Source organism: Ruminococcus flavefaciens ATCC 19208, from assembly GCF_000518765.1.
GTDB lineage: Bacteria > Bacillota > Clostridia > Oscillospirales > Ruminococcaceae > Ruminococcus > Ruminococcus flavefaciens.
In genome coordinates, this window is record NZ_JAEF01000006.1 from 466,845 (window position 1) to 489,097 (window position 22,253).

General features: G+C 41.4%; 14 protein-coding genes. 10 read left to right on the top strand and 4 right to left on the bottom strand.

From position 1 onward, the window contains the following. Nucleotides 1-58 precede the first annotated feature (58 nt). The 8 genes from L870_RS0102105 (at nucleotide 59) to L870_RS0102145 (ending at nucleotide 6,566) form a co-directional block, all read left to right on the top strand. Nucleotides 59-319, top strand: a complete 261-nt coding sequence (locus L870_RS0102105; protein WP_028516724.1) for a hypothetical protein — start codon at nucleotides 59-61, stop codon at nucleotides 317-319. A gap of 21 nt (nucleotides 320-340) precedes the next feature. Continuing rightward, nucleotides 341-619: a hypothetical protein gene (locus L870_RS0102110; RefSeq protein WP_028516725.1), complete on the top strand. Its 279-nt coding sequence runs from the start codon at nucleotides 341-343 to the stop codon at nucleotides 617-619. A 12-nt stretch (nucleotides 620-631) separates the two neighbouring features. Beyond that, nucleotides 632-1,609 (top strand): dockerin type I domain-containing protein, encoded by a 978-nt coding sequence (locus L870_RS0102115; protein ID WP_028516726.1) that lies wholly within the window; start codon nucleotides 632-634, stop codon nucleotides 1,607-1,609. A gap of 141 nt (nucleotides 1,610-1,750) precedes the next feature. Beyond that, nucleotides 1,751-3,007: a serine hydroxymethyltransferase gene (glyA, locus tag L870_RS0102120; protein WP_028516727.1), complete on the top strand. Its 1,257-nt coding sequence runs from the start codon at nucleotides 1,751-1,753 to the stop codon at nucleotides 3,005-3,007. Nucleotides 3,008-3,086: 79 nt separating this feature from the next. Then, on the top strand, nucleotides 3,087-3,437 hold the full coding sequence (locus L870_RS0102125) for a VOC family protein (RefSeq protein WP_028516728.1): 351 nt from the start codon (nucleotides 3,087-3,089) through the stop codon (nucleotides 3,435-3,437). 17 nt (nucleotides 3,438-3,454) lie between these two features. Next, the gene (locus L870_RS0102130) at nucleotides 3,455-4,732 is read left to right on the top strand and encodes a replication-associated recombination protein A (RefSeq protein ID WP_028516729.1); all 1,278 of its coding nucleotides are present in this window, start codon (nucleotides 3,455-3,457) and stop codon (nucleotides 4,730-4,732) included. Between the two features lie 176 nt (nucleotides 4,733-4,908). Continuing rightward, entirely contained in the window at nucleotides 4,909-5,352 is a 444-nt protein-coding gene (locus L870_RS0102140; RefSeq protein WP_028516730.1) for an ACT domain-containing protein, read from the top strand. Nucleotides 5,353-5,372: 20 nt separating this feature from the next. Next, nucleotides 5,373-6,566, top strand: a complete 1,194-nt coding sequence (locus L870_RS0102145; protein ID WP_028516731.1) for a homoserine dehydrogenase — start codon at nucleotides 5,373-5,375, stop codon at nucleotides 6,564-6,566. A gap of 34 nt (nucleotides 6,567-6,600) precedes the next feature. Here L870_RS0102145 and L870_RS0102150 read toward each other — a convergent pair whose 3' ends face one another. Beyond that, nucleotides 6,601-8,559, bottom strand: a complete 1,959-nt coding sequence (locus L870_RS0102150) for a hypothetical protein (protein WP_028516732.1) — start codon at nucleotides 8,557-8,559, stop codon at nucleotides 6,601-6,603. After that, entirely contained in the window at nucleotides 8,549-11,992 is a 3,444-nt protein-coding gene (locus L870_RS0102155) for a TIR domain-containing protein (RefSeq protein WP_028516733.1), read from the bottom strand. The genes L870_RS0102150 and L870_RS0102155 overlap by 11 nt, the downstream gene beginning before the upstream one ends. 192 nt (nucleotides 11,993-12,184) lie before the next feature. Here L870_RS0102155 and L870_RS0102160 point away from each other — a divergent pair, with 192 nt between their 5' ends. Continuing rightward, the gene (locus L870_RS0102160) at nucleotides 12,185-12,751 is read left to right on the top strand and encodes a haloacid dehalogenase-like hydrolase (RefSeq protein WP_028516734.1); all 567 of its coding nucleotides are present in this window, start codon (nucleotides 12,185-12,187) and stop codon (nucleotides 12,749-12,751) included. Nucleotides 12,752-12,824: 73 nt separating this feature from the next. On the opposite strand, the gene L870_RS18225 is transcribed toward L870_RS0102160, so the two are convergent. Next, nucleotides 12,825-15,236, bottom strand: coding sequence for a glycoside hydrolase family 11 protein (locus L870_RS18225; protein ID WP_162148426.1), 2,412 nt, complete (start codon nucleotides 15,234-15,236; stop codon nucleotides 12,825-12,827). Nucleotides 15,237-15,741: 505 nt separating this feature from the next. Between L870_RS18225 and L870_RS0102170 the strand changes: the two genes are divergently transcribed. Further along, nucleotides 15,742-18,729 (top strand): carbohydrate-binding domain-containing protein, encoded by a 2,988-nt coding sequence (locus L870_RS0102170; protein WP_028516735.1) that lies wholly within the window; start codon nucleotides 15,742-15,744, stop codon nucleotides 18,727-18,729. A 148-nt stretch (nucleotides 18,730-18,877) separates the two neighbouring features. Here the strand turns inward: L870_RS0102170 and L870_RS16330 are convergent, their stop codons facing one another. Further along, nucleotides 18,878-22,240 carry a beta-L-arabinofuranosidase domain-containing protein gene (locus tag L870_RS16330; RefSeq protein WP_080676315.1) on the bottom strand — a complete coding sequence of 1,121 codons (3,363 nt, stop codon included), beginning with the start codon at nucleotides 22,238-22,240 and terminating at the stop codon, nucleotides 18,878-18,880. Nucleotides 22,241-22,253 lie beyond the last annotated feature (13 nt).

A 22,253-nucleotide genomic window follows, 5' to 3' on the forward strand; every position in this document is an offset into this window, starting at 1 on the left:
TCTCTGTTGCTATTTACTGAAAAATATGTTATAATACTTCGGGGAAGGAGCTGGTAAAATGCAGAAAAAAACAGCAAAAATAATCAACTCAATTATATCAGCCGTACTGACTATTGCTATCATGTTATCCGAATGCCTTATTGCTTATGCGGCAGACGGGTCTGAAAATTCAAAGGTATCAAAAGGATTGATCATTTTTGTAATGACTGCTGTTTTTATCGTTACTGCGGTTATCACAGGCTTTATTTCATTCAGAATGAAAAAAAACAAGATAAGAAAAACATCTGCAAAAGACTCTTCCGAAAATAAGCAGGATTGAGTAATTGGAGGCTGTTTCTTTATGGATATAGACCTTTATATTGATTTTGTGTATCACGGCTTTTATCGTCTTGACGACATAGAAGAACGCTTTGATGAATACCGGTTAATGGCAGAAGAACAAGCTGCCTCGCTTGAAGATGATGAAGTAATCCTATTTGCAATATATGGTTTTGAAGAGGAAACAGAAAGATTTATATATGCCAATTTCATGCTCCGCAGGATAAAGCTTGACCATTATGCGAGAGTATGCGAAAGGCTTTCAGAAAGATGCAGATTATTCTGCGTAGGAAATGGTTAGGTGAAACTATAAATGATAAAAAACACTATGGCAGCCGCTGTAGCGGCTATTTTGATATCAGGTGCATCTATAGCTGCTTTTTCTGCTGCAAAAATACAGCCGAACGTTTTATCGGAAACAGAAAAAAATGTTACTGCAGAATCTGTGTCAGCTTCTGCTTCTTCTACATCTACGGCAGCAAGTACAACGACAGCAACTGCTGAACCAACTACAGAACCGACAACCCTGAGGACATATCATATCAAGTTTCTTGATTTTGACGGTAATCTCATAACTACTCTTGCTGTTGAGGAAGGCGACCCTATCAATTACGATGCTGTTGATATAAAATCACTGCATAAACACATAGACGTAAATACGGAACAGGCTTTCTCGTCATGGGATATAAAGCCTGATTTCGCGGATGCTGACTACACTGTCCATGCTCTTTCAAAAACAGCTGTTATCACGCTGAAATCAGCACCGACAAAATTCAGGTATTTCTCAACAAAGGGAAATGTTTCACTGAAAGGGCTTGATGTTGCGATAAAGCTTTCAGTACAGACTCCACAGAAGGATAAAAACGGAAATTATATAACAGAGGAAAGCACCATCAATATTTCAGAAAGCTGCACTGCTAAGCCTTCTGCTTTGTCTGAAGCATTCAACAAAAGTGACAAGGCAACTATATCTGTATATCCTATCGGCGATCAGAAAGCATTATGCTCTTTCGATATAGTCTGCTACAGAGACCTTGGTGATGTAAACGAGGACGGAAGCATAAACTCAGCAGATGCCTCTAAGGTGCTGAACATATACGCAAATATGGCTGCATCTCAGAATATGACAGTTTCGGACAAAACAATGAAGCTTGCCGATGTGAATATGGACGGTCAGCTTGACTCACATGATGCTTCTCTTATTCTTAAATACTATGCAGAAGCTTCTATCAATCCGGATTTTGTTGACTGGGAAAATGTGATAGATTTCGATTCACTCAATATAAAATAAACATTTATGCCCCAATCTGCGGGGCATTTTTGTTAAAAACAATTTTTTTGTGTTTCCTATTGAAATTTTTTGAGAAATAATGTATAATTAAAAAGTAATGCATTTGCGCAAATTCACTAATCATTTAAAGGAGTGCTAATAATGTACAACGATCTTATGGATTCAATCGGCTTCGTTACAGGTTACGATCCTGCTGTAGGCGAGGCTATGGGTAAAGAGCTTGCTCGTCAGCAGAGAAATCTTGAGCTTATCGCAAGCGAAAATATCGTTTCCCCTGCTGTTATGGCTGCTATGGGAAGCGTTCTTACAAATAAGTACGCTGAAGGTTACCCCGGAAAGCGTTACTACGGCGGATGTCAGTGTGTTGACGAGGTAGAGGCAATCGCTATCGAAAGAGCTTGTAAGCTTTTCGGTGCTAAGTTTGCAAACGTTCAGCCTCACTCAGGTGCACAGGCTAACACAGCTGTATACTTCGCAGTTCTTCAGCCCGGTGATACTGTTCTCGGTATGAGCCTTGCTGACGGCGGTCACCTTACACACGGTTCGCCTGTTAACCTTTCAGGTAAATACTTCAACTTTGTTTCATACGGTCTTGACGATGAAACAGAGATGATAAACTACGATACAGTACAGGCTCTCGCAAATGAGCACAAGCCAAAGCTCATCGTTGCAGGTGCAAGTGCTTATCCAAGAGCTATAGACTTCAAGAGACTCCGTGAGATCGCTGATTCAGTTGGAGCACTCCTTATGGTAGATATGGCTCATATCGCAGGTCTTGTTGCAGCAGGCTGCCACCAGTCACCTGTTCCATATGCACATATTACAACAACCACTACTCACAAGACTCTCCGCGGACCAAGAGGCGGACTTATCCTCACAAATGACGAGGCACTCGCTAAGAAGATCAATTCAGCTATCTTCCCTGGTACACAGGGTGGTCCTCTTATGCACACTATCGCTGCTAAGGCTGTTTGCTTCGGTGAAGCTCTCAAGCCTGAGTTCAAGGATTATCAGGAAAGAATAGTAAAGAACGCCAAGGCTCTTGCTGACGGACTCCTTAAGAGAGGCTTCAACCTCGTATCAGGCGGTACCGACAATCACCTCATGCTGGTTGATCTCCGTCCATTCAACATCACAGGCAAGGAACTCGAGCACAGACTCGATGAGGTTTATATCACAGTTAACAAGAACGCTATCCACAACGATCCCGAGAAGCCATTCGTAACAAGCGGTATCCGTATCGGTACACCTGCTGTTACAACAAGAGGTCTCGGTGTTGAGGAAATGGAAAAGATCGCTGAGTACATCTACCTCTGCGCTACAGATTTCGAGAACAAGGCTGACGAGATCCGTGCAGGAGTAAACGCTATCTGTGAGAAGTTCCCACTTTACAAGTAATCAATAGCTAATAAGGGACGGACAGGCTGTCCGTCCCTGTATTTTTACGTTATTGATCATAATTAATAAGGCAAAAAATATGGAATTTCATATTAATTCGCTCTATCTATGTGTTAAAGACATGGACAGAGCAATAAAGTTTTACGAAGAATTCTTTGAGGAGAAAGTCACAGAAAGAAACGAGATTTACTCTGTTTTCGATGTAAACAGATTCAGACTCGGATTGTTTGCGTTTGAAAAGAAAAGTGAACCTCACATTTTCGGCAGCAATTGTCTGCCGAGTATTAGTGTTGAAAGTCTTGATTGTCTGAAAGAAAAGCTCAAGGATAAAGAAATATGTTTTCCGTTAACTCAAATCAATAATAATTGGGTTGCCGAATTCATAGATTCCGAGGGGAATCATATCGAGATCACTGCACCTATAAAATAGTAGAGAGGAGAAAAGCTATGTCCGCACCATTAGCTGATAGAATACGTCCCAAAACTCTTGCCGATGTAGTCGGTCAGGAGCATATACTTTCAGAGGGCAAGCCTCTGCGCCGCATAATTGAAAGCGGAACAGTTCCAAATATGATATTCTACGGTCCGTCGGGTGTCGGAAAGACCACTGTCGCACGTATAATCGCTGAAAACTGCGGTATGTCGCTGTACAAGCTCAACGGAACTAATGCTTCACTGTCTGATATCAAGGACGTTGTTGCAGATATCGGCACATTTGGCAGTGAGAATGGCATTCTCCTCTATCTTGACGAGATACAGTACCTTAACAAAAAGCAGCAGCAGAGTCTTCTCGAATACATCGAAAACGGTGATATCACGCTGATAGCTTCCACAACTGAAAATCCTTATTTTGCAATTTTCAATGCAGTTATAAGCCGAAGTACTGTATTTGAGTTCAAGCCTGTTACTGCTGAACAGCTGATACCTGCTATAAAACGAGCTTTCAAGATCATGTCCGAGGAAAACGGATATGAGATCATTGCTTCTGATGATATAATAACTAAAATAGCTTACAGCTGCGGCGGTGATGTCCGTAAAGCTATGAATACCGCAGAGCTTGCTGTTGTGTGCGGTGAGCCATCAGACGGAAAAGTCACTGTTACTGACGACTCTCTCGAAATACTTGCTCAGCGCAGTAATATGCGGTATGACCGCGACGGAGATCAGCATTATGATATCCTTTCTGCATTTCATAAATCTGTACGCGGTTCTGACGAAAACGCTGCACTCCATTATGCAGCACGTCTTATCGCGGCAGGTGATATAATTTCTCTGTGCAGACGTATGCTATGCATTGCCTCTGAGGACGTTGGACTCGCCTATCCTATGGCTGTTCCTATAGTAAAAGCTTGTGTTGACTCAGCTTTACAGCTTGGACTTCCCGAGGCTAAACTTCCTATTGCAGAAGCTATCATACTTATGGCTACAGCTCCAAAATCAAACAGTGCCTGCATGGCAATTGACGCAGCTTTAGAAGACATAAAAAGCTGTGATGCACTTGATTTTCCACGTCACTTGCAGAATGTTCACTTTGACGGAAAAGGTGCAAAGGTGGTCGGTCAGCATTATCTTTATCCGCATGACTTCCCTAATCATTATGTTAAGCAGCAGTATCTGCCCGATGCTCTCAAAGATCGTGTTTACTACCATTTCGGAGAAAACAAACAGGAGCAGTCAGCATACATCTACAGGCAAAAACTGCTTAATGAAACTGATAAACAATAAACGATCCGCAGCTCAGTCTGCGGATTTTTTTGTCAAGATACATAATTTTTTTATTTTTAACGTCAATTATTTAGTCTTGACAAATCATCAAAAAAATGGTATAGTAATTAAGTAATGTACAATTGTTCACCACTGACGGACTATTTTTTTAGATTACACTAAAAAGGTGATTTCTTATGGATACCAAATCACAGCTTATAGTTGCCGATGCAAAGATACTTCCCGAGGTTTTTACAAAGGTGTTGGAAGTAAAAAAGCTTATGGCTCAGAAAGGCGAAAAAAGCTTTGCTTCTGCCTGCAAGCGTATCGGCATTTCAAGAAGTGCTTATTATAAGTACAAGGACAGCGTTTTTTCATACGAGGAGCTTTTCAACAGAAAGATCGTTAATATCTATCTGCTGCTCAGTGACAGTCCGGGAGTACTTTCAAGCGCACTTGTTTTTCTTCATAACCTGAATGCAAATATTCTCACTGTTAATCAAAGCATACCTGTAGATGGTGCTGCTGCTGTCAATATTTCACTCAGGCTTACAGGCGACTCCGATTCGGAACTCGCTTCACTTAATTCAATAACTGAACTCGACGGTGTTTTAGAGGTCAAGATCCTCTCCGCTGAGTAATTTACGGAGGTTTTTCTTTTATGTCAGTCAAATTCGCAGTTTTAGGTCACGGTGTAGTAGGTTCAGGCGTTGTTGAGCTCTTCTATAAAAACAAAAAGAGCATTGAAAAACACGCAGGAACTGAAATGGATATAAAATATATACTTGATCTCAGAGATTTTCCTGATTCTCCCTATGTTGACAAGTTCACAAAGGATTTCAATGATATTGTAAACGATGATGAAGTAATTTCTGTAGCTGAATGCATGGGTGGTGTTGAGCCTGCATTCACTTTTGTAAAGGCTTGCCTCGAAAAGGGTAAGAGCGTTTCTACTTCAAATAAGGAGCTTGTTGCAGAAAAAGGAGATATACTTCTCAAAACTGCTAAAGAACATAACTGCAATTTCTTCTTTGAAGCAAGTGTCGGCGGTGCTATACCGATAATACGTCCTCTTCACAGATGTCTTGCAGCAAATGATATCACAAAGGTGGCAGGCATCCTTAACGGTACTACAAACTTTATCCTTACAAAGATGTATAATGAGAATATGCCATTTGCAGACGCTCTCAAGCTTGCTCAGGAGCTTGGTTATGCTGAAAAAGACCCGACAGCTGACATAGAGGGTCATGATGCCTGCCGTAAGATATGCATTATTTCTTCACTTGTTTTTGGAAAGCACGTTTATCCGAAGAGCGTTTACACAAAGGGCATCACTGATATACAGCTCTGTGACGTTGAAGCCTCCGATGTTCTTGGTTATGCTATAAAGCTTGTTGCATCTGTTACAAAACTTGATAACGGTAAAATTCTTCCGTGTGTAATGCCTACACTTGTTTCTTATGACAGCATCATGTCAGGCGTTAACGATGTTTTCAATGCTGTACTCGTTTACGGTGACGGTATCGACCAGACAATGTTCTACGGCAGAGGCGCAGGAAAGCTGCCTACTGCAAGTGCTGTTTTAGGTGACGTGATCGAAGCTGTAAAGCATGATAAGACCATCTTTTCTCAGTCATGGGAATCTGCTGCCGACAGTTCATTTATTGAAGATGTCCGCAACTTCAAGTCACGCTGGTATTTCAGAGTTCCAAGCGGTTCAGCAATAAATGGCGTTGAAGTATATAACAGTGAAAACGGTCTTTCATACGTAACTACTGAAGAGCTTACATTCGCAGATGCTGAAAAGAAGGCAAATGATATTGGCGCTCTCGCATTTTTACCTGTTCTTGAATAATTCAAAAGCTCCCTTTAAGGGAGCTTTTTTGTTGTTAGCTTCTGGCAATTCTTTTGTATCGTTCCATAAGTGACATAAGATCGTATTTACACATTTCAGGCTGAGTTTCCATAAGTTTCTGTTGCGTTACAAGACAGGGGTTTCTTCTGAATTTGTCACTTCTCTCACCTGCACGCCAGCCTATGGAAGCCATATAGCTGCACCATCTCCTGTGCTCGAGTGAAGCAAGTGCATAAGCAAAGCTGTCGTTCTTCAGTGTTTCAAGAACCTCCTGCTCCGAACCATTCATTCTCCATGCAGAGCCTGTATATTTCATTATACTTCCCCCTGAACCGAGTATCTCATCAAGTTTCTTGTCCAAATCCTTCCCTTTTTCTTTTGCAAGCCTTGGAATTATAAACTCCTTGACTTCATCATGGTATGCAGCAGCTTTACTTGATGATCTCCTAAACAGTCTGAGCCTGTTCCATTCCGCCTCCGGATCAGTATCAGAATTATCAGAGTTTCCTTCTTCATCAGAGGAGATGATAGAAATATTATTGTAAAGATGATTGTACTCCTTAGCGATCTTGTCTATCTCACGATTGATTATCATTTCAAGAGTTATTATACAGCTTCTGTCATCAATTATCTGAACATTTGCCATTGCCGTATTTTCAGAAGATATAAACCCGGCAAGTCTTCTGTCTGAGTCCATACGCATAAGAATTGGTATCTCATGGCCGCTCTCACTGAATATCTCCTCAAGCTGCATTGCACAGTTTACAGCAAAATCTATGTTTTCAAGAGTAATTACTGCATATGTATAAGGAACGGCAGTCATTTTCTCTTTGAGGAGACTGTAAAAATCAAGATACTTGACATTCAGTGCATAGAAATTTATCTCAAGTATGCCGTCTGCTGCATCACTTTTTAAACTTATTCTATTATCGCTTATATCAAAGGTTTCGGAACTGAATTGATTTATAAATTCAGCCTTTTGTCTTTTTATGTCAGTATCAAATACATCTATTATTATTTTATTTTTATCACTGAATATGCCAAGATTCATAGCCTGAAGCACTGCCTGCTGTCCCAATTGTCCAAGTCCTGCAACAAGCAGGTGAACAGTACATTCATCAAGAGGATTTTCAGTTTTCTCATATATCTTATGAAGAGGCACATCACTGTACATTTTATGTATCTGCATCTCAGGGAAGTTAACGAGTTCAAGGTCATAAAATGCGTCTTTTCCAGCCGCACTGTTGTAATACTCAGCAATAAGCCGTCCTATTCCCTCTTCCTCACATCTGCACGATACCTTAGCTCCTTCACAAAGTCTTATTTTATCGGCACTGTCTTTTTCACAAAGTCTGAATGTCTGAAGCAGCGAAAAATTACGTATAGATGACTCTTCAAACAATATGACATACTTTGCCTCTTCCAGATGAGTCTTGGAAAATAATGCGGGGAGTTCTTCTGCGCTTGCCTTAAGAACATCTATATTATGTATTACGTATCCTGATTTATTAAGATCATATACTTCTTCCTGACCTATTTTCTCAGTAGTAATGACATGGATACATATTTCCTTGGGATCAGATTTATTGTTTCGAAGCATAGCCTTTACATCATCATTGTATCCGAATATGATTATATGCTGACAATTCTTTCCTCTTCGGAAACCTATTATCAATCTGAGTATACGCTCAAGGAACTTGTAAACAAATGATATGGTACAGTATGGCGCTGTAAATACTGCGATACAATAAGCATATCCGACAACTGTATTGATAAGCGAAGGCTCATTGTTCATAAACGCTATAACGTCCTTAATAGACACAGATGCCTTAAATCCGAAAGCATTTATGCTGTTCTGCATAACAAGCAAAAATTTGAAAAATGCATCATATTTCTTGTAGTAAAGAACGCCCTGAGCCGCAGCAATGAGGAATGAAACTAATGCAAGTATGAAAATAAACCGCGATGTTCTTACTTTTGTCTTACTTTTCATCAGTCAGTCCCTTTCCGCTTCCGAACAGCTTTTCAATATACTCCCTTGCAGTATCAATAAGCTGCTGAGAACTGTATACAGGCATATATCCTGCCCTGTCATTGCCGATATCCATTGTGAACACCTTATCAGACTGTGAAGAAGCTGCCGCGAAATCGTCAATGCTGTATCTTACTTTGAATTTTTCTTTATTGATCAGCCACGCCTTGTTTCCATTCCATGTAACGTATATACATGAAGAGTCGGAATACTGCTGTACATCAAGCATTGATGCATTCTCACTGCTGCTTGCGGAAATATTATCGTTATCATCACTGCTGAATTCAAGCTTCAGACTTCTTCCTGTAAAACCATCGGAACTCATTTCATAAAGCTTTGAATCACGACATAATACCGCAAATCTTTCTTCATCTAAAGCTGCTACGGATATAGGCTCCTGACTTGTACCATCAAGAGATACTTTCGCTTTCACCGCACCAGACGCAGCATCAAAAAGCACGACGGTTCTGTCACTGAAAAATGCACCTACAGTTGAACTGTTCTGCCAGAATACCTTATTAGCGTTGAGTCCGTCATCGCTTGTCAGGTCATAATCCATTTTTGTTCTTTTTCCGTCAGAAAAATCATATACCTCTATGCCGCGGCTTTCATCCGTCTTATCAGAATAAAATACTACAGCTTTAGTACCCGAAACTGCTGCAACACCGCCGCATATCTCTCTGTCTGACATGATGTTTATCTGTTTTTCGCCTGTCCACAAAGATATTGTTCCGTCAGCACTGGCGCGTAAAAGCTCTTTGCCATTATTAACAGTATAATAAACGCTGTCTCCTGATTTTATCATTTTTAGAGCATTCATCTGGAAATCATATTCACCGCTGAACTCAGCAGCTTTTCCGCTTGGAATGTCTATGACAACAAGTTTCTTATCTGTTGAGTAATCCTCTCCCATTCTATATGCAGCAGCTATTATCTTATTTTCGTCTACAAACTCAGCTCCTGAAATAGTATATCCTTTCAGATCAGCTATATCAATACATTTTCCATCATCTGAGCAGTAAATAAAACAATGTTTTACAAGATCGGAGTCCGAATACTTTTCCGCAGACGGATATTCTATGGCTGTGACCACGGCATATTTTCCGTCTTCGCTGGCTGAACAGATATAATAATTATGCATTTTTTCTCCTGCATCAATAGCTGTGAAGAACTTGTTTTTCTCAATATACTGGATATATGCTGTATTTGAATAGCTTTCTGAGGTAACATACTTACCTCTGCTGTAGCTGCACAATGACACAGCTGTACTGAAGCTCTGTATATGATATGCTGAGCTTCTGATTGAATCTCCGATAAAACTGTTTATACTGATAACATATTCTTCGCCGCTGCTGACTGTAAACATTATAAGTCCGCGTCTGCTGAAAGTAACATCAATTATATTACTGTCAAGCGTCAGTGTCTTTATAAGCTTTCCATTTTCATAATCAAGTATTGAAATGGCCTTTTCTGTAACTACGCTAAGAGCGTCTATTTCAGCATTGGTTTCTTCTTTATTAAACCTGAATACCTTACTTCCCTTAATATAGTTTACAGGGATATCCGTACTCCAGACAGCTTCCTTCATATCGCTGTCCATGCGCTTGATATTCGCATTGCACTGTAGTGCAAATATGTCATTTGTTACTATCACAGGATCGTTTTCAAGAATATTCAGCTCTGCTGTTCTTATACTGCCATTTATACTTTCAGGAAGCTGAAGCCTGCTCTTCTCAGAAAGCTTATGATCCTTTATGGTATATGCTTCCATTTCTTCATTTTTACTGTTATAAAAATATACCGTATCTCCGTCTATAGTCTGAAATTCAATATTTAAAGAGAAATTCAATGCACTGCTCTCAACTCCGCTGATATTTATCGTATCTGAAACTTTTCCTGTCTTTGGGTCGATAAGCTCCATATAGACGTCATTTCCGGGCATAAACACATCACCCGACGGAAGTGCATTTTTATTCAGATAGAATCTTACTACATAATCTCCGGTGATTTTTACAGTATAATAGCTGTATGCACTATCAGAAGGCTCCGAACGCCATATTATATCACCTGTTGCACCATCAAGCTTCCATAATGTACAATTGGAATTATATACATACACATCTCCTCCTGTACCTGCTTCATCATCACTTATATCATGTGCATAATTGGTATATACATCTCCTAAAACAGGACTTACCCGATAGCTGAGATCTCCCGGAGCTCCTGTGCTTTTGAAATATGTGCCTGTTTTATCGTCACTTACCTCAAATATTGAAGTAAGTTTATTTGAACTTCCATATTCCTCCGATGAGAATTCACTGTCAGATGCAGTTATCTTCTTTAAAAGCTTTCCACTTTCGGGATCCCAGAAGTAAATTCCCGTAGAATCCTGAGACACAATGCCACTGCCCTGCCCCATAAAGGATATCTTCTCTATAGCTGTATCATGTTTAAGAGAAAGCTGAGGTATTATCTGTTCGCTCCTGAACATTCCCAATTCACGTGATAATGCATATTCCGCCTCAGGTATAACAGGCTTTTCTTCTCCATCGGATGGCATTGCCTCCAAAGCCTTCTGAATTGCAGGTATCAGGCTGCTATCCTTATAAAGCTTCTCGGACTCAGCCGCAAGATGCTCTGAATTTTCAATAAGAAGGTCATTGTTTTTCTTTTCTATCTGTTCGTTCTGACTCTTTATCTGATTGTTTTGCTTCTGTATCTGCTTATTCTTATTATTGATAGCAAGTGCAGATATAACGCTTATAAGAGTTATGACTGAAAGAACTCCTGATACTCCACCGAATATACGTCTTCTTCGAGCTGCCTCACGCCGCTTTTCACGCTGAAAAAGATCATTGAAATCACAACCAAGCATCGGAGCAGCAATTCTCAGATACTCGGTATTGAGCTTTTTCAAGGACTCCTTGAGACTGTCGGCTGTAATATTAGCTGCAAGAGGCTCAACTTCGACTTTTACGGTTGTTTCATTGCCTTTATCATCAACACTCTTGACCTCGGTATATGTAAGCTGCGCGGGAAAGGCTTCTTTGGGAGGGCCTTTTACAAGAAGTGTTATTATATTTTCATTTGTATTTCCGTGTAATTCACGAAATCTTGTGATCTCCTGCAAACACCATTTAGACTGATTGTACTCAGGCGAACAGATAACGATAAGGTACTCGGAATTCTCAACAGCATTCTTTATATCCTCACTAAGGTCGCTGCTGGACTGCAATTCCGATACATCTCTGAAAATACGCCATTTCTCATGCTTTTCAGCCATTTTCTTAGGCGGCTTATAGTTTTCAAGAAGCTTTTGCAGCTTCTCGGCAGCCTGCATATCAGGCTCAAGATGACGATAGCTTATAAAAGCCTTGTATTTGTACTCTGACATATTCATATCTCCCTAAATATATTCACCGAACCGCCGGTGCGTCAATACATTAATTCTACCATATATTTTCGTTTTTTTCAATAGGAGACAGAACCTTTTTGATTTGATACAATTAAATTCTTACTTTACATTTTATCACTAAATATGCTATAATAATATTATTAATATAATAACAGAAATAAGGAGCTATCAATGAAAGTATTCGACTTTGACAACACTCTCTACCACGGTGAAAGTTCAGTTGATCTTGCATTATACATGATCAGAACCAATAAAAAAGTAATAAAATATCTTCCGTCCATTTTTTTCAATCTGATAAAATACAAGCTATGCATGGTCGAAAAGAAGAAAATGATTATTGCTATAAATGATTTCTTGAAAAATGCTCTGCATGATAAAGATGAGATTTTTAATTCTGTTGATGGATTCTGGCAGAAAAACCTCTGCAAGCTCGATAAAAAAATGCTCAGGAAGATCAATAAAAAAGATGTGATCATAACGGCGGGTCCCGATTTTTTAATAAATGGCATACGCAGCTATCTAAAAACCGAGAATATAATATGCAGCAGGATAGATGCCGATAAAATGAAGGTAAAATACCTTAATTTCGGCGATAATAAAGTTAAAAAGTATAAGTCTATTTATGGCAGTAAGAATATTGACTGCTTTTATACCGATTCTTACAATGACAAAGCACTTATGGATATATCAGACAGAGTTTATATCGTGAAAAAAGGAAAAATAAAAAGAATTAAATAGCATTTCAAAGCTTTATATACAGAAAAACAGGATCGAGAATAATTCCCGATCCTGTTTTTTGGTAAATTATATCTTAGAGACTCTTAATGATTCCAAGGAGGAACTTCTGAATTAAGAGTGCATCATTTGATGTAAGCCCCTTTGACTCCTTATCAACGTCAGCATTTGCAGCACCCTGAGCTGTAAGAGCATTTGCATCTGTTCCGTTTTCTCCGTATTTGTTAGGATTAGCAAGAGACTGCATGATAAGAACTATATCTGACATATCAACATTACCATCACAGTTTGCATCACCTGAAAGTGTAACCTTTACCTCAGGAGGTGCAGTAGTTGTTGTGGTTGTAGTTGTTGGCTCTTCTGTAGTAGTTGTGGAAGTAGTAGTCGTAGTAGTTGTTGTGGTGGTAGTTGTTGTAGTAGTTGTTGTCGTAGTAGTTGTTGTAACAACAGCTGCTGAAGCATTTACATAATCGTCAATAACTCCGGCAAAGAAATTACCTATCTTCTTATAACCGCCGCCGTTCGGGTGAAGCTGATCGTTACTGATATCGCTCATGCCATTGAGACAGCCGTGAACATCTGCAAATATAACGTTCTTATTTGCGTACTCCTCAGCAACCTTCTTGACCGTGTTATTGTAGTTTGCGATCTTCTGAGTATTTCCGCCGTAAGCTGTATGCTCCGGAACTGAGCAAAGGAATATAACGCCGTCAGACATTTCACTCAGCATATAGTCAAGCATAGCGCGAAGATCAGATGCACAAGCGTCCATTGAACGATTAGCTGTCAGATCGTTTGTACCGATCATCAGGAGAATGATATCAGGCTGAGCCTTCTTGACAGCACTATTATTCTTGAGCTCATTGTATAAGCTTCCTTTTCCGCCCTGCTGCTGTCCCCAGCCGGGAATTTCCTTGATCTGATAGCCACTGAAACCTGCGTGGTTATCATCATATGTAATGCCGTTAGCAGACGCATTGTCCCTTCCGTTAGGACCTACCATGTCGATCTTATAGCCCTTCTTTGTAAGAGCATCATAGAGATACTTTCTGTAACCGCCCTGCTCGCCGTCGCCGTTAGTAATAGAGTCACCGGCAGGCATGATCTTTATAGTCTGGTTTTTGGAAAGCTTGCTTGTTCCTGTCTGAGGAGGATTTGGATTATCAGGTTCTGTAATAACTGCTGAACCTCCTACCTTGCCCTGTCCTGTTACAACAGCAGACTCCTTGCCTGATTTGGATACCTGAACTGCATCTACATAGAAATCGCAGAGATCTCCTGAGCTCTCAGGTGTCTCGATATAGAGGATCATGTCACCTGAATTTGAAGGAATAGTAAACTTTGTGTTCTCGATCTTTGTCCACTCGCCGCTCTTTGTGTCAGCTGTTGCGATCTTTGTGTAAGATGCGCCGTTGCCGTCACCCTGCTGGAGTGACATCTGTATTGTTACAGGACTGCCTGAGTTCTGCATTACAGCAGCACTGAAGCTGTATGTCTGTCCTGCTACGAATGCACCTGAATCAAGTGAGATTGCACAGCCGTTCCATTCTGTACTTCTGCCTGATACATAAAGTGATTTACTACCGTCATAGTAGCTGTTTGAATCAGTTGCTACTGATGCATCGCCTCTGCCTGACCAGCTGTCCTTGCCGCTCTCAAATGTGCTTGTGAAGTAGTCACCGTTTGCATCGGGCTCTACTGTTTGTGTTGCAGGTGTATCTGTACCCGGATCCGGCTCGGGACTATCAAGTCCGTCGGGATAAACTCTTACGCTCTTTACATTAGCAGATCCGTTTGATCTGTAGCCTTCGATGTTAAGTGAAACTTCATAAAGTGTACCTGACATATCAAGACCTGCCTTTGACCAGGCGTCAAAGTGTCTTCCTACGTGGATAGTACCCTTCATGTAGTTTGTCTGGTTGTTAGCTGAACCACTTGTTTTACGGATGCTCCAGTACTGTGGGAATGTTGCTGTACCGTCAAGTGATGGCTGATTGTAACGCATTGTCTTTGCAATGTCGTATGTATTTCCGTCAAGGGTTACTGTACCCTTGTTCTCTCCCTGTCCGGGTGGTCTCCAATCTCCCCAGCCTTCAACGATGTAGTATTCCATAAGAGGATTTCTTGTCCATCCGTATACACACATATACGAATTCCCTCTTGGTGTGTACTCAACGTCATAAGTAAGTGTGATGTCCTTACCTATGTTCTTGTAATTCTGCTTCTTGCTGTCATAGTTTTTGCCCATACGAGCAAGGAAGTTTTCAATGTTGCTCCATGAGCAGGTAAATGATCCTGCACTTGGCTGCATCGAAACCTGACCCTGACTGTTCTGGTTCCACATTTCATAATCGTATCCGCCGATGTTGCCTCTCTGCTGTGCGTCAGCAGCATTGGCAACTGTGGAAGGAACAATTGGTGAACTTGCAGCGATCATCACGGTTGTCGTGCCTGCACAGATGATCTTCTTTAAAAAGCCCTTTTTCATGTTGATCATTCCTCACTTTCTAAAAAATAGTTTCTCCTGATTTATTACAGGGAAGAATATAAAACTTAGTCAGCTTATAGAAACGTCCTCTTTCTCTGTTATTGCCTATATTGTATAATAGTTTGATGTTTTTTACAAGTCATTTTTTGCTAATAAATAGTATTATCATGTCTTTATGCACAGTTTTATGGTAATATCTTGTTGCAAAAAGAGCAAAAAAATACTCCTAAAAATTTTTAAAAAGTTCAATCACATATAAAAACAACGATGGATAATATTTTTATCTTTTATGCAACTCAACAGAAACAAATTTTATAATATATTTTGACAATAATATTTTTCTTACCATTTAAATTATATCGGTAATAATATTTTTAACATTTTTTCTGAACAAAAATCTTTAAAAATCAGTTTTTTTCATATTGGTTTAAGATTATTTTAAGATTAATTCATTATTATGCAATCATATGTTAAATATAATTTTACTTTTTTGGAGGACATAATAATGAAGAAAAAAACACTGTTTGCAGGTATATTATCTGCCTGCATCGTCGGCTCAGCTCCTATCATTTCTCTCACAGGTGCGGCAGCCGACAAGCTCTACGGCGACGCTAACCTTGACGGAACTGTAGATATGTCAGACTGTGTACTTATAATGCAGTCACTTGCAAATCCCTCAAAGTATGGAGTTACAGGCACTTCCGAAAAACACATCACTAACGAAGGCTCTGATCTTGCTGATGTTTATGAGCGTGGAAACGGTCTTACCTCCAATGATGCCCTCTCAATCCAGCATTACCTTCTCGGAACGATCAAAAGTCTCCCTGAAAGTTTTGAAGGCAGTCAGACAACAAGCACAACTGCCCCCACTGTTACCACGGTCACTACAACAACAAACAGCGGAAACAGTGATACCGATATAAATGAAGAGGTAAAAACAAAGATACACCTCAAGGATAATTCTATCACTGTTGAAGGCAAATACGCTGTTGCTGAGGGCTCAAAGGTAACAATCTCACATTCGGGAAGCTACACTATCGACGGTACTCTATCAGACGGTCAGATATTAGTTGAAATTCCTGATGTAAAGGCAGATTCAGGCACTGTAAAGCTCGTATTAAAAGGCGTAAATGTAACAGGAAAGAACGCTCCTGCTATACTTATCAAAAATGCTGACAAAACCTCAATCACAATTGCAGACGGCACAGAAAATTATATCTCAGACGGTACAGTTGCCTACACAGGCGACAATGAGAAAGATGCTGTAATCGAAGCGAAGGACGATCTAACAATAAAGGGCGGCGATGCAGGAACAGGAACGCTCACAATTACTGCAAATGTTCAGCCGGCTGTCTCATGCAACAACGATATCAAATTCACAGGTGGTACAACCAACATTGATGCCATTAACGAAACAGATGCCAATGATGCTGTAAAAGGAAAGAAATCTGTTCTCGTCAAGGGCGGCAAGCTCATTATCAATGCTGAAGGAGACGGTATCAAATCTACAAAGGGAAATGTTGATTTTGAAGGCGGCGATGTAAGCATCAAGTGCGGAAACGACGCTGTACAGGCAGGAACTGCAATAAATATCATCGGCGGTGATATAGCTGCATTCGGCGACAAGGGACTTACAAGTGCAGGCGATGTAAGCATAAAAGGCGGTGAGCTTCTCGTAACATCTAAGGATTGTCAGTGTGAAAACCTCACTTCAACAGAGCAGAATACTCTTATGTTCGACTTCGTAAAGGAATGGTCCAAGAACAATCCGATAACTATCACTGATGCTTCAAAGAATGTACTTTTCGATAAGAATACACTAAAAAAATACAAGTATGCTATAGTTTCATCTTCAAAGCTCGGCAGTGATGATTATAAACTCTTTGCAGGCGGTATCAAGATGAAGCACAGCACAGGCAGCACCTTCAAGACCGGCAAGCCTGCTTCTTATAAGGAAGTAAACAATGATATGGAAAACGAGGAACAGCTCTACAGCGAACTCTTCAGTCAGGAGACCATACATAAGATCGACATTAAGATGGCTGAAAGTGAATGGGATAATCTCCTCAAAAACGCAAGCAAGGAAGAGTGGACTCCGTGTGATGTTGTCATAGACGGAGAGACATACAAGAACGTTGCTATAAGAACAAAGGGCAACAGCTCACTTATGATGGCTAAGAACGGCAAATACAGCTTCCGTATCAAAATGGATAAGTATAACAAGGAGCTCAACTATCACGGACTTACTGAGTTCTGCATGAACAATATGCTCTCTGACGCGTCATGTATGAGAGATATACTCTGCTACAACGCTATGTATGAGATCGGCGGTGTTGCTCCTCATGCTGCACATACCGATATGTACCTCAACGGCGAGCTTTACAGCTTCTATCTGCTTGCTGAGCAGCCGGGTACTACCGTAGCCGAGCGTTATGCAATAGATGACGATTCCGTACTCTACAAGGCTACTGAAAGAGCAGGCGACGGCGGCGGCTGGGGCTTCGGCGGCGACAGCTACTGCTCATTCACAGAGAACATGACCCCCGACAGATTTGACGTTAAATTCGGTAAAGACGACAATTACCAGCACATTGTCGATATCCAGAAAGCTATAAACAAGCTCACACCTACAGACTATAAGTTCATCGAAGACGTTATTGATGTACCAAGCTTCCTCAAGGGCTTTGCAGTAAACTCTATCTTCTGCAATTACGACAGCTATAACGGTTCACTTGCTCATAACTATTACCTTATGTACTCAGGCGGCAAAGCGTACTTCGTTGGCTGGGACTACAATCTCTGCCTCGGAAACTTTACAGGCGGCGCAAGCTCTGTAACATCTGATATAAAAACAAGTCTTTATCAGTCAACTATTGAAGACCGTCCCCTTGCAAAGCTCCTTCAGGTACCTGAATACTATGATATGTACGTAGAGATCGTTAATGAAGTTATGGATTACTACAGTGATCCTGAGGCATACGTAGCTGAATATGCTAAGAAGATACGTTCTCACGTTCAGGCTGATCCCCGTGGATCATTTACTGTTGAAGATTTTGATGTAAATACTTCAAAGAGTGCAGAAGGACTCCAGTACAGCGAAGAAGACGCTGCAGGCGGCTGGGGCAACTGGGGTAACTTCGGCAACGGAGATGCTAACGGCGAGAACGGCGGCTGGGCTGGTTTCGGCAACGGAGACGCTAACGGCGAGAACGGCGGCTGGGCTGGCTTCGGCAACGGAGACGTTAACGGCGGCAATGGCGGCTGGGCAGGCTTCGGCAACGGAGACGCTAACGGCGGCAATGGCGGCTGGGCTGGTTTCGGCGGCGATGCAAGCTTCGACTGGGCTAATATGGACTGGAGCAATATGGATTGGGGCGACATGGACTGGGGTGACATGGACTTCGGCGGTGGAATGTTCGGCGGCGGACAAACCTCAGTTGTTGACTTCCTCATAAAGAGATTTGAAATAATCCGTGAAGCTCTAAAAAAATAAATATACCCTATGATGCTTAACAGCACTTCCTGATAATTTCGGGAAGTGCTGTTCTTGCTTTTATTTACTATGCTGTAAACCAAAACCACCCGAAATACGGGTGGTTCTGATCAAGACATTATGACATAAAAAGGTTGATTTGAATTAATTATCCCAAGGACTTAACAAGTCCTAAAAGATACTTCTGTATCATCAGTGCATCGCCATTCGTAATTCCCTTACTGCTTGTGTCTACATCTGCATTTGCTATTCCCTGCTGCGTAACAGCGTTTTTGTCTGTACCGTTGATACCATATTTGTTCGGATTTGCAAGCACCTGCATTATAAGTACGATATCAGCCATATCAACTTCACCGTCACAGTTTGCGTCACCAAGCTTTGTGGGCTCAGGTAAAGCCGAAACAGTGGTAGTTGTTGTGACAGTTGTAGTCACTGTTGTCGTCGATGTGACAGTAGGAAGCGGAGTTTTTTCAATTTCACGGATAATAATATAATTGATATTTATAGCCTTATCAGCTGAACGGAAATTGAGCTCAAGCTTACCGTTTTTAACAGTAACTTCGCCTTTTGTCACTGTCGAGCCGTTTGTCGCACAGTTTTCTGCTATAAGAATCTGTTCATCACTGCCGTAATTAGCATAAACCGTAGGAGATGTTGAGCAACTCCATGGATCACTGAAACACATTTCTACAGAATACTTTCCGTTTGGAAGTGTAAAGCCATAGTCTATATGACGGTCGATATTATTTTCGTACTGGTTTTTGGTATAGCGGAATGAGGCATTCTTCGCTCTGCCGTCTCCTGTATTTCTTTCATCGCACCATGTGTTAGCAGTGTATAGACCTGAACTGTTTGCACTGCCATTGTACTGATCTGTAGGATCGTCAACAAGTCCCCATTCAGCACCTGTTACTTCATCATATCCATAAAGCTGTTCGGTAACGCTGTTGTAATAGCCCAGCTTATCAGAGCCTGTAACAGTGTATGTATTATGGTCGCCGCAGTCAACAAAATATGCTATACTGCTGTCGTATTCGTAAAGCGGCTTAACTGATGTAATATAAATGAAGTCGCAGACCTTAGCCGATTCCTCGTTATTTTCAGACGAAAATCCAACTGTAACAACATCATATTCAGTTCCGTCAGCAGTTATATGCTCGGCATATTTTTCAATTATATCAGGTGTGAGCATGATATTCACATCATAAACATCTTCTGTACCTGTGTAATAAAGCGTATTACTGTAAAGTACACTGTCACCAACAGTTATGCGTATCGTTTTATTATTATCAGACTTGCGGAATTTTACGGTCAGATAATTATAATCAGCTTCCTTGTCGACAGCCATACGGTAATTGAAGTATCCTCCGCTCTTTGCATAGCGATAGGTACTGTCATCGGTAACGCCCTGTGTGTTTACCTCCTGCATATTATGCAGATTATCATTCTCATACTGTCCGTAACCCGGCTGTACAGTATCGGTAACGACCTTCTTTGAACGTACGGGTCTGTCAACAGCCGTACTGCTGCTCTGGAAATTCCAGTATATACCGTATCTCTGCTGATACTGCTTATAATGAGGAGTAAAAGTCAGATCATGATCTGTACCTTTGAGAGTGAATTTAAGCGAATTCGCATCTTTTACAAGATGATCGTTGATATCCGCCATAAATGTATTTACCGTAGTATTGTTATCCGAAATGCGAATATTCTCGGAAGGTGCGATAGCTTCCTTAGGTATAGTTACCCACATTCCTGTTGAGCTTGTAGCCATATTCTGCTTACCAAGCTCTGCACTCAGTACAACGGGACCGTATTTAAATCCGTAAACCGTATTTTTATCTGGCAGCGAATAAGCTTTTACAGCCTCCGGTATTGTGATCTCTATCACATCATCTGTCTTAAAGTCGCCTGTTACCTGTGCATAACCATTTACAGTTTTATATGAATACTTCTCACCGTCAACCTTAACAGTAACATTTCCTGCTTTCCAGTCAGGGATACGGAAGCGGAAGTCAACAGCTCCGCTGCCTTCAATAGTAAATTTTGAAGTATTGCCGTCAGGAATTGTACTTTCCTGCGTTATCTTCATATTCTTGTCAGCCCAGTTGAGTATGGAGCTCTGATACATATTTACATACAGGGTATTATCGCCGTGCATATAGATAGTGTCGCCCAGCTTGCTGAAGTTTTCCATACCGCTTCCTGTACAGCACCAGAAGTGGTCAAAGCGTGAGCTGTACACCTTGAAGTAACCTGTAGCCATAGGCTGGAAGTAGGTAGTCATACCTGTTTCAGGGTTCTGTGATGAGAGAATTGAGTTGTAGTAGGTATTCTCATAGAAGTCCATATACTTGCTGTCGCCTGTTATCTTGAACAGTTCGCGGCTGAGCTTGAGCATATTATATGAGTTACAGGTCTCGCAGTTGCAGTTTGTACGCTCCTTGTCAAGGATATCGTCCATGCCGAAGTGCTCCCACTCACTGTTTCCGCCTGTGATATAGGTGTGGTGGTTTACTACCATATCCCAGAAAGCTTCTGCGTACTGAAGCTGGCGTGTAGCGTCAACCTTTTCGCCGTTTATGGTCTTGCCGTGGGCTACGGTATAGCGCTTTAGAGCTCCGAGGAACTTAGGGATAGTGGTGTTGGCGTGTTTGCCGTTGAGGACGTTAGCTCCGCCCTTGAGTATCTGCTCGTGGAGATTTGTGTCGTCGAAGTAGTGAGCAGCTACAGCGTGGTTATCCTTGCCTGTTATGCGGTAGAGCTCGTACATACAGTCGTTCATGCCGCCGTACTCGATAGAGAGTACCGTGCGGCGCTTCTGGTCGTTCCATGTCTTACAGCGGTTGTATACCCAGTCGCCCAGGTCTGAGCCCAAGTCCTTTGCGGTGGCATAGCCTGTTGCGTCGTAGATGTCAACTATACCTGCGATGAGCTTATGCATGGTGTACCACGGCACCCATGCTTCGCTGATGATGTTGGATTTGCCTGCTTCCACGTTGTCAAACTGGACCTCAACGCCTGTGCCGTTGGGGTGAGAGGCAGCCCAGATAAGTCCCGGCTTGCCCTTTGAGCTCTTTTGGCACTGTCTGAGACCGTCGATAAGGGTGGTCATTCTCTTGTACAGAGCCGAGCGCTGTTCCTCGGTAATGGAAGGATTCTGATATGCCTGCGCGATGGCAGTCATATAGTGACCTACCGAGTGACCTGCGATGTTGGTGTTTTCCCAGCCGCCGTAGCGCTTTGCACCGTTGGTGTTGAGGCCAGCGTTTTCACGGAAGCCTGCAAGGAGTCTGTTTGTGTCGAATGCAAGGAGATAGTCAAGCTCCTTGTTGAATGCGTTGACACTGTAGGCGTCAGTCATGGTCACGTCTGAGATGCTGAAATCACGAATTTTCATGTCGTCTGCTGTTGCTGCTGAAGTTTTAAATGAGGAAAAATCTGAAAAATTAAACATCAGAGCCGCAGCAATTCCAAATGATGTCATCCGAGAGGGAAGTTTTGATAACATATGTAATTCCTCC

What these genes read in the sequence shown, in the direction of transcription:
- L870_RS0102145 (WP_028516731.1), top strand. Translation starts at nt 5,373, where the DNA reads ATGTCAGTCAAATTCGCAGTTTTAGGTCACGGTGTAGTAGGTTCAGGC.
- L870_RS0102150 (WP_028516732.1), bottom strand. Translation starts at nt 8,559, where the DNA reads ATGAAAAGTAAGACAAAAGTAAGAACATCGCGGTTTATTTTCATACTT.
- L870_RS0102125 (WP_028516728.1), top strand. Translation starts at nt 3,087, where the DNA reads ATGGAATTTCATATTAATTCGCTCTATCTATGTGTTAAAGACATGGAC.
- L870_RS0102130 (WP_028516729.1), top strand. Translation starts at nt 3,455, where the DNA reads ATGTCCGCACCATTAGCTGATAGAATACGTCCCAAAACTCTTGCCGAT.
- L870_RS0102105 (WP_028516724.1), top strand. Translation starts at nt 59, where the DNA reads ATGCAGAAAAAAACAGCAAAAATAATCAACTCAATTATATCAGCCGTA.
- glyA (WP_028516727.1), top strand. Translation starts at nt 1,751, where the DNA reads ATGTACAACGATCTTATGGATTCAATCGGCTTCGTTACAGGTTACGAT.
- L870_RS0102110 (WP_028516725.1), top strand. Translation starts at nt 341, where the DNA reads ATGGATATAGACCTTTATATTGATTTTGTGTATCACGGCTTTTATCGT.
- L870_RS18225 (WP_162148426.1), bottom strand. Translation starts at nt 15,236, where the DNA reads ATGAAAAAGGGCTTTTTAAAGAAGATCATCTGTGCAGGCACGACAACC.
- L870_RS0102160 (WP_028516734.1), top strand. Translation starts at nt 12,185, where the DNA reads ATGAAAGTATTCGACTTTGACAACACTCTCTACCACGGTGAAAGTTCA.
- L870_RS16330 (WP_080676315.1), bottom strand. Translation starts at nt 22,240, where the DNA reads ATGTTATCAAAACTTCCCTCTCGGATGACATCATTTGGAATTGCTGCG.
- L870_RS0102115 (WP_028516726.1), top strand. Translation starts at nt 632, where the DNA reads ATGATAAAAAACACTATGGCAGCCGCTGTAGCGGCTATTTTGATATCA.
- L870_RS0102140 (WP_028516730.1), top strand. Translation starts at nt 4,909, where the DNA reads ATGGATACCAAATCACAGCTTATAGTTGCCGATGCAAAGATACTTCCC.
- L870_RS0102155 (WP_028516733.1), bottom strand. Translation starts at nt 11,992, where the DNA reads ATGTCAGAGTACAAATACAAGGCTTTTATAAGCTATCGTCATCTTGAG.
- L870_RS0102170 (WP_028516735.1), top strand. Translation starts at nt 15,742, where the DNA reads ATGAAGAAAAAAACACTGTTTGCAGGTATATTATCTGCCTGCATCGTC.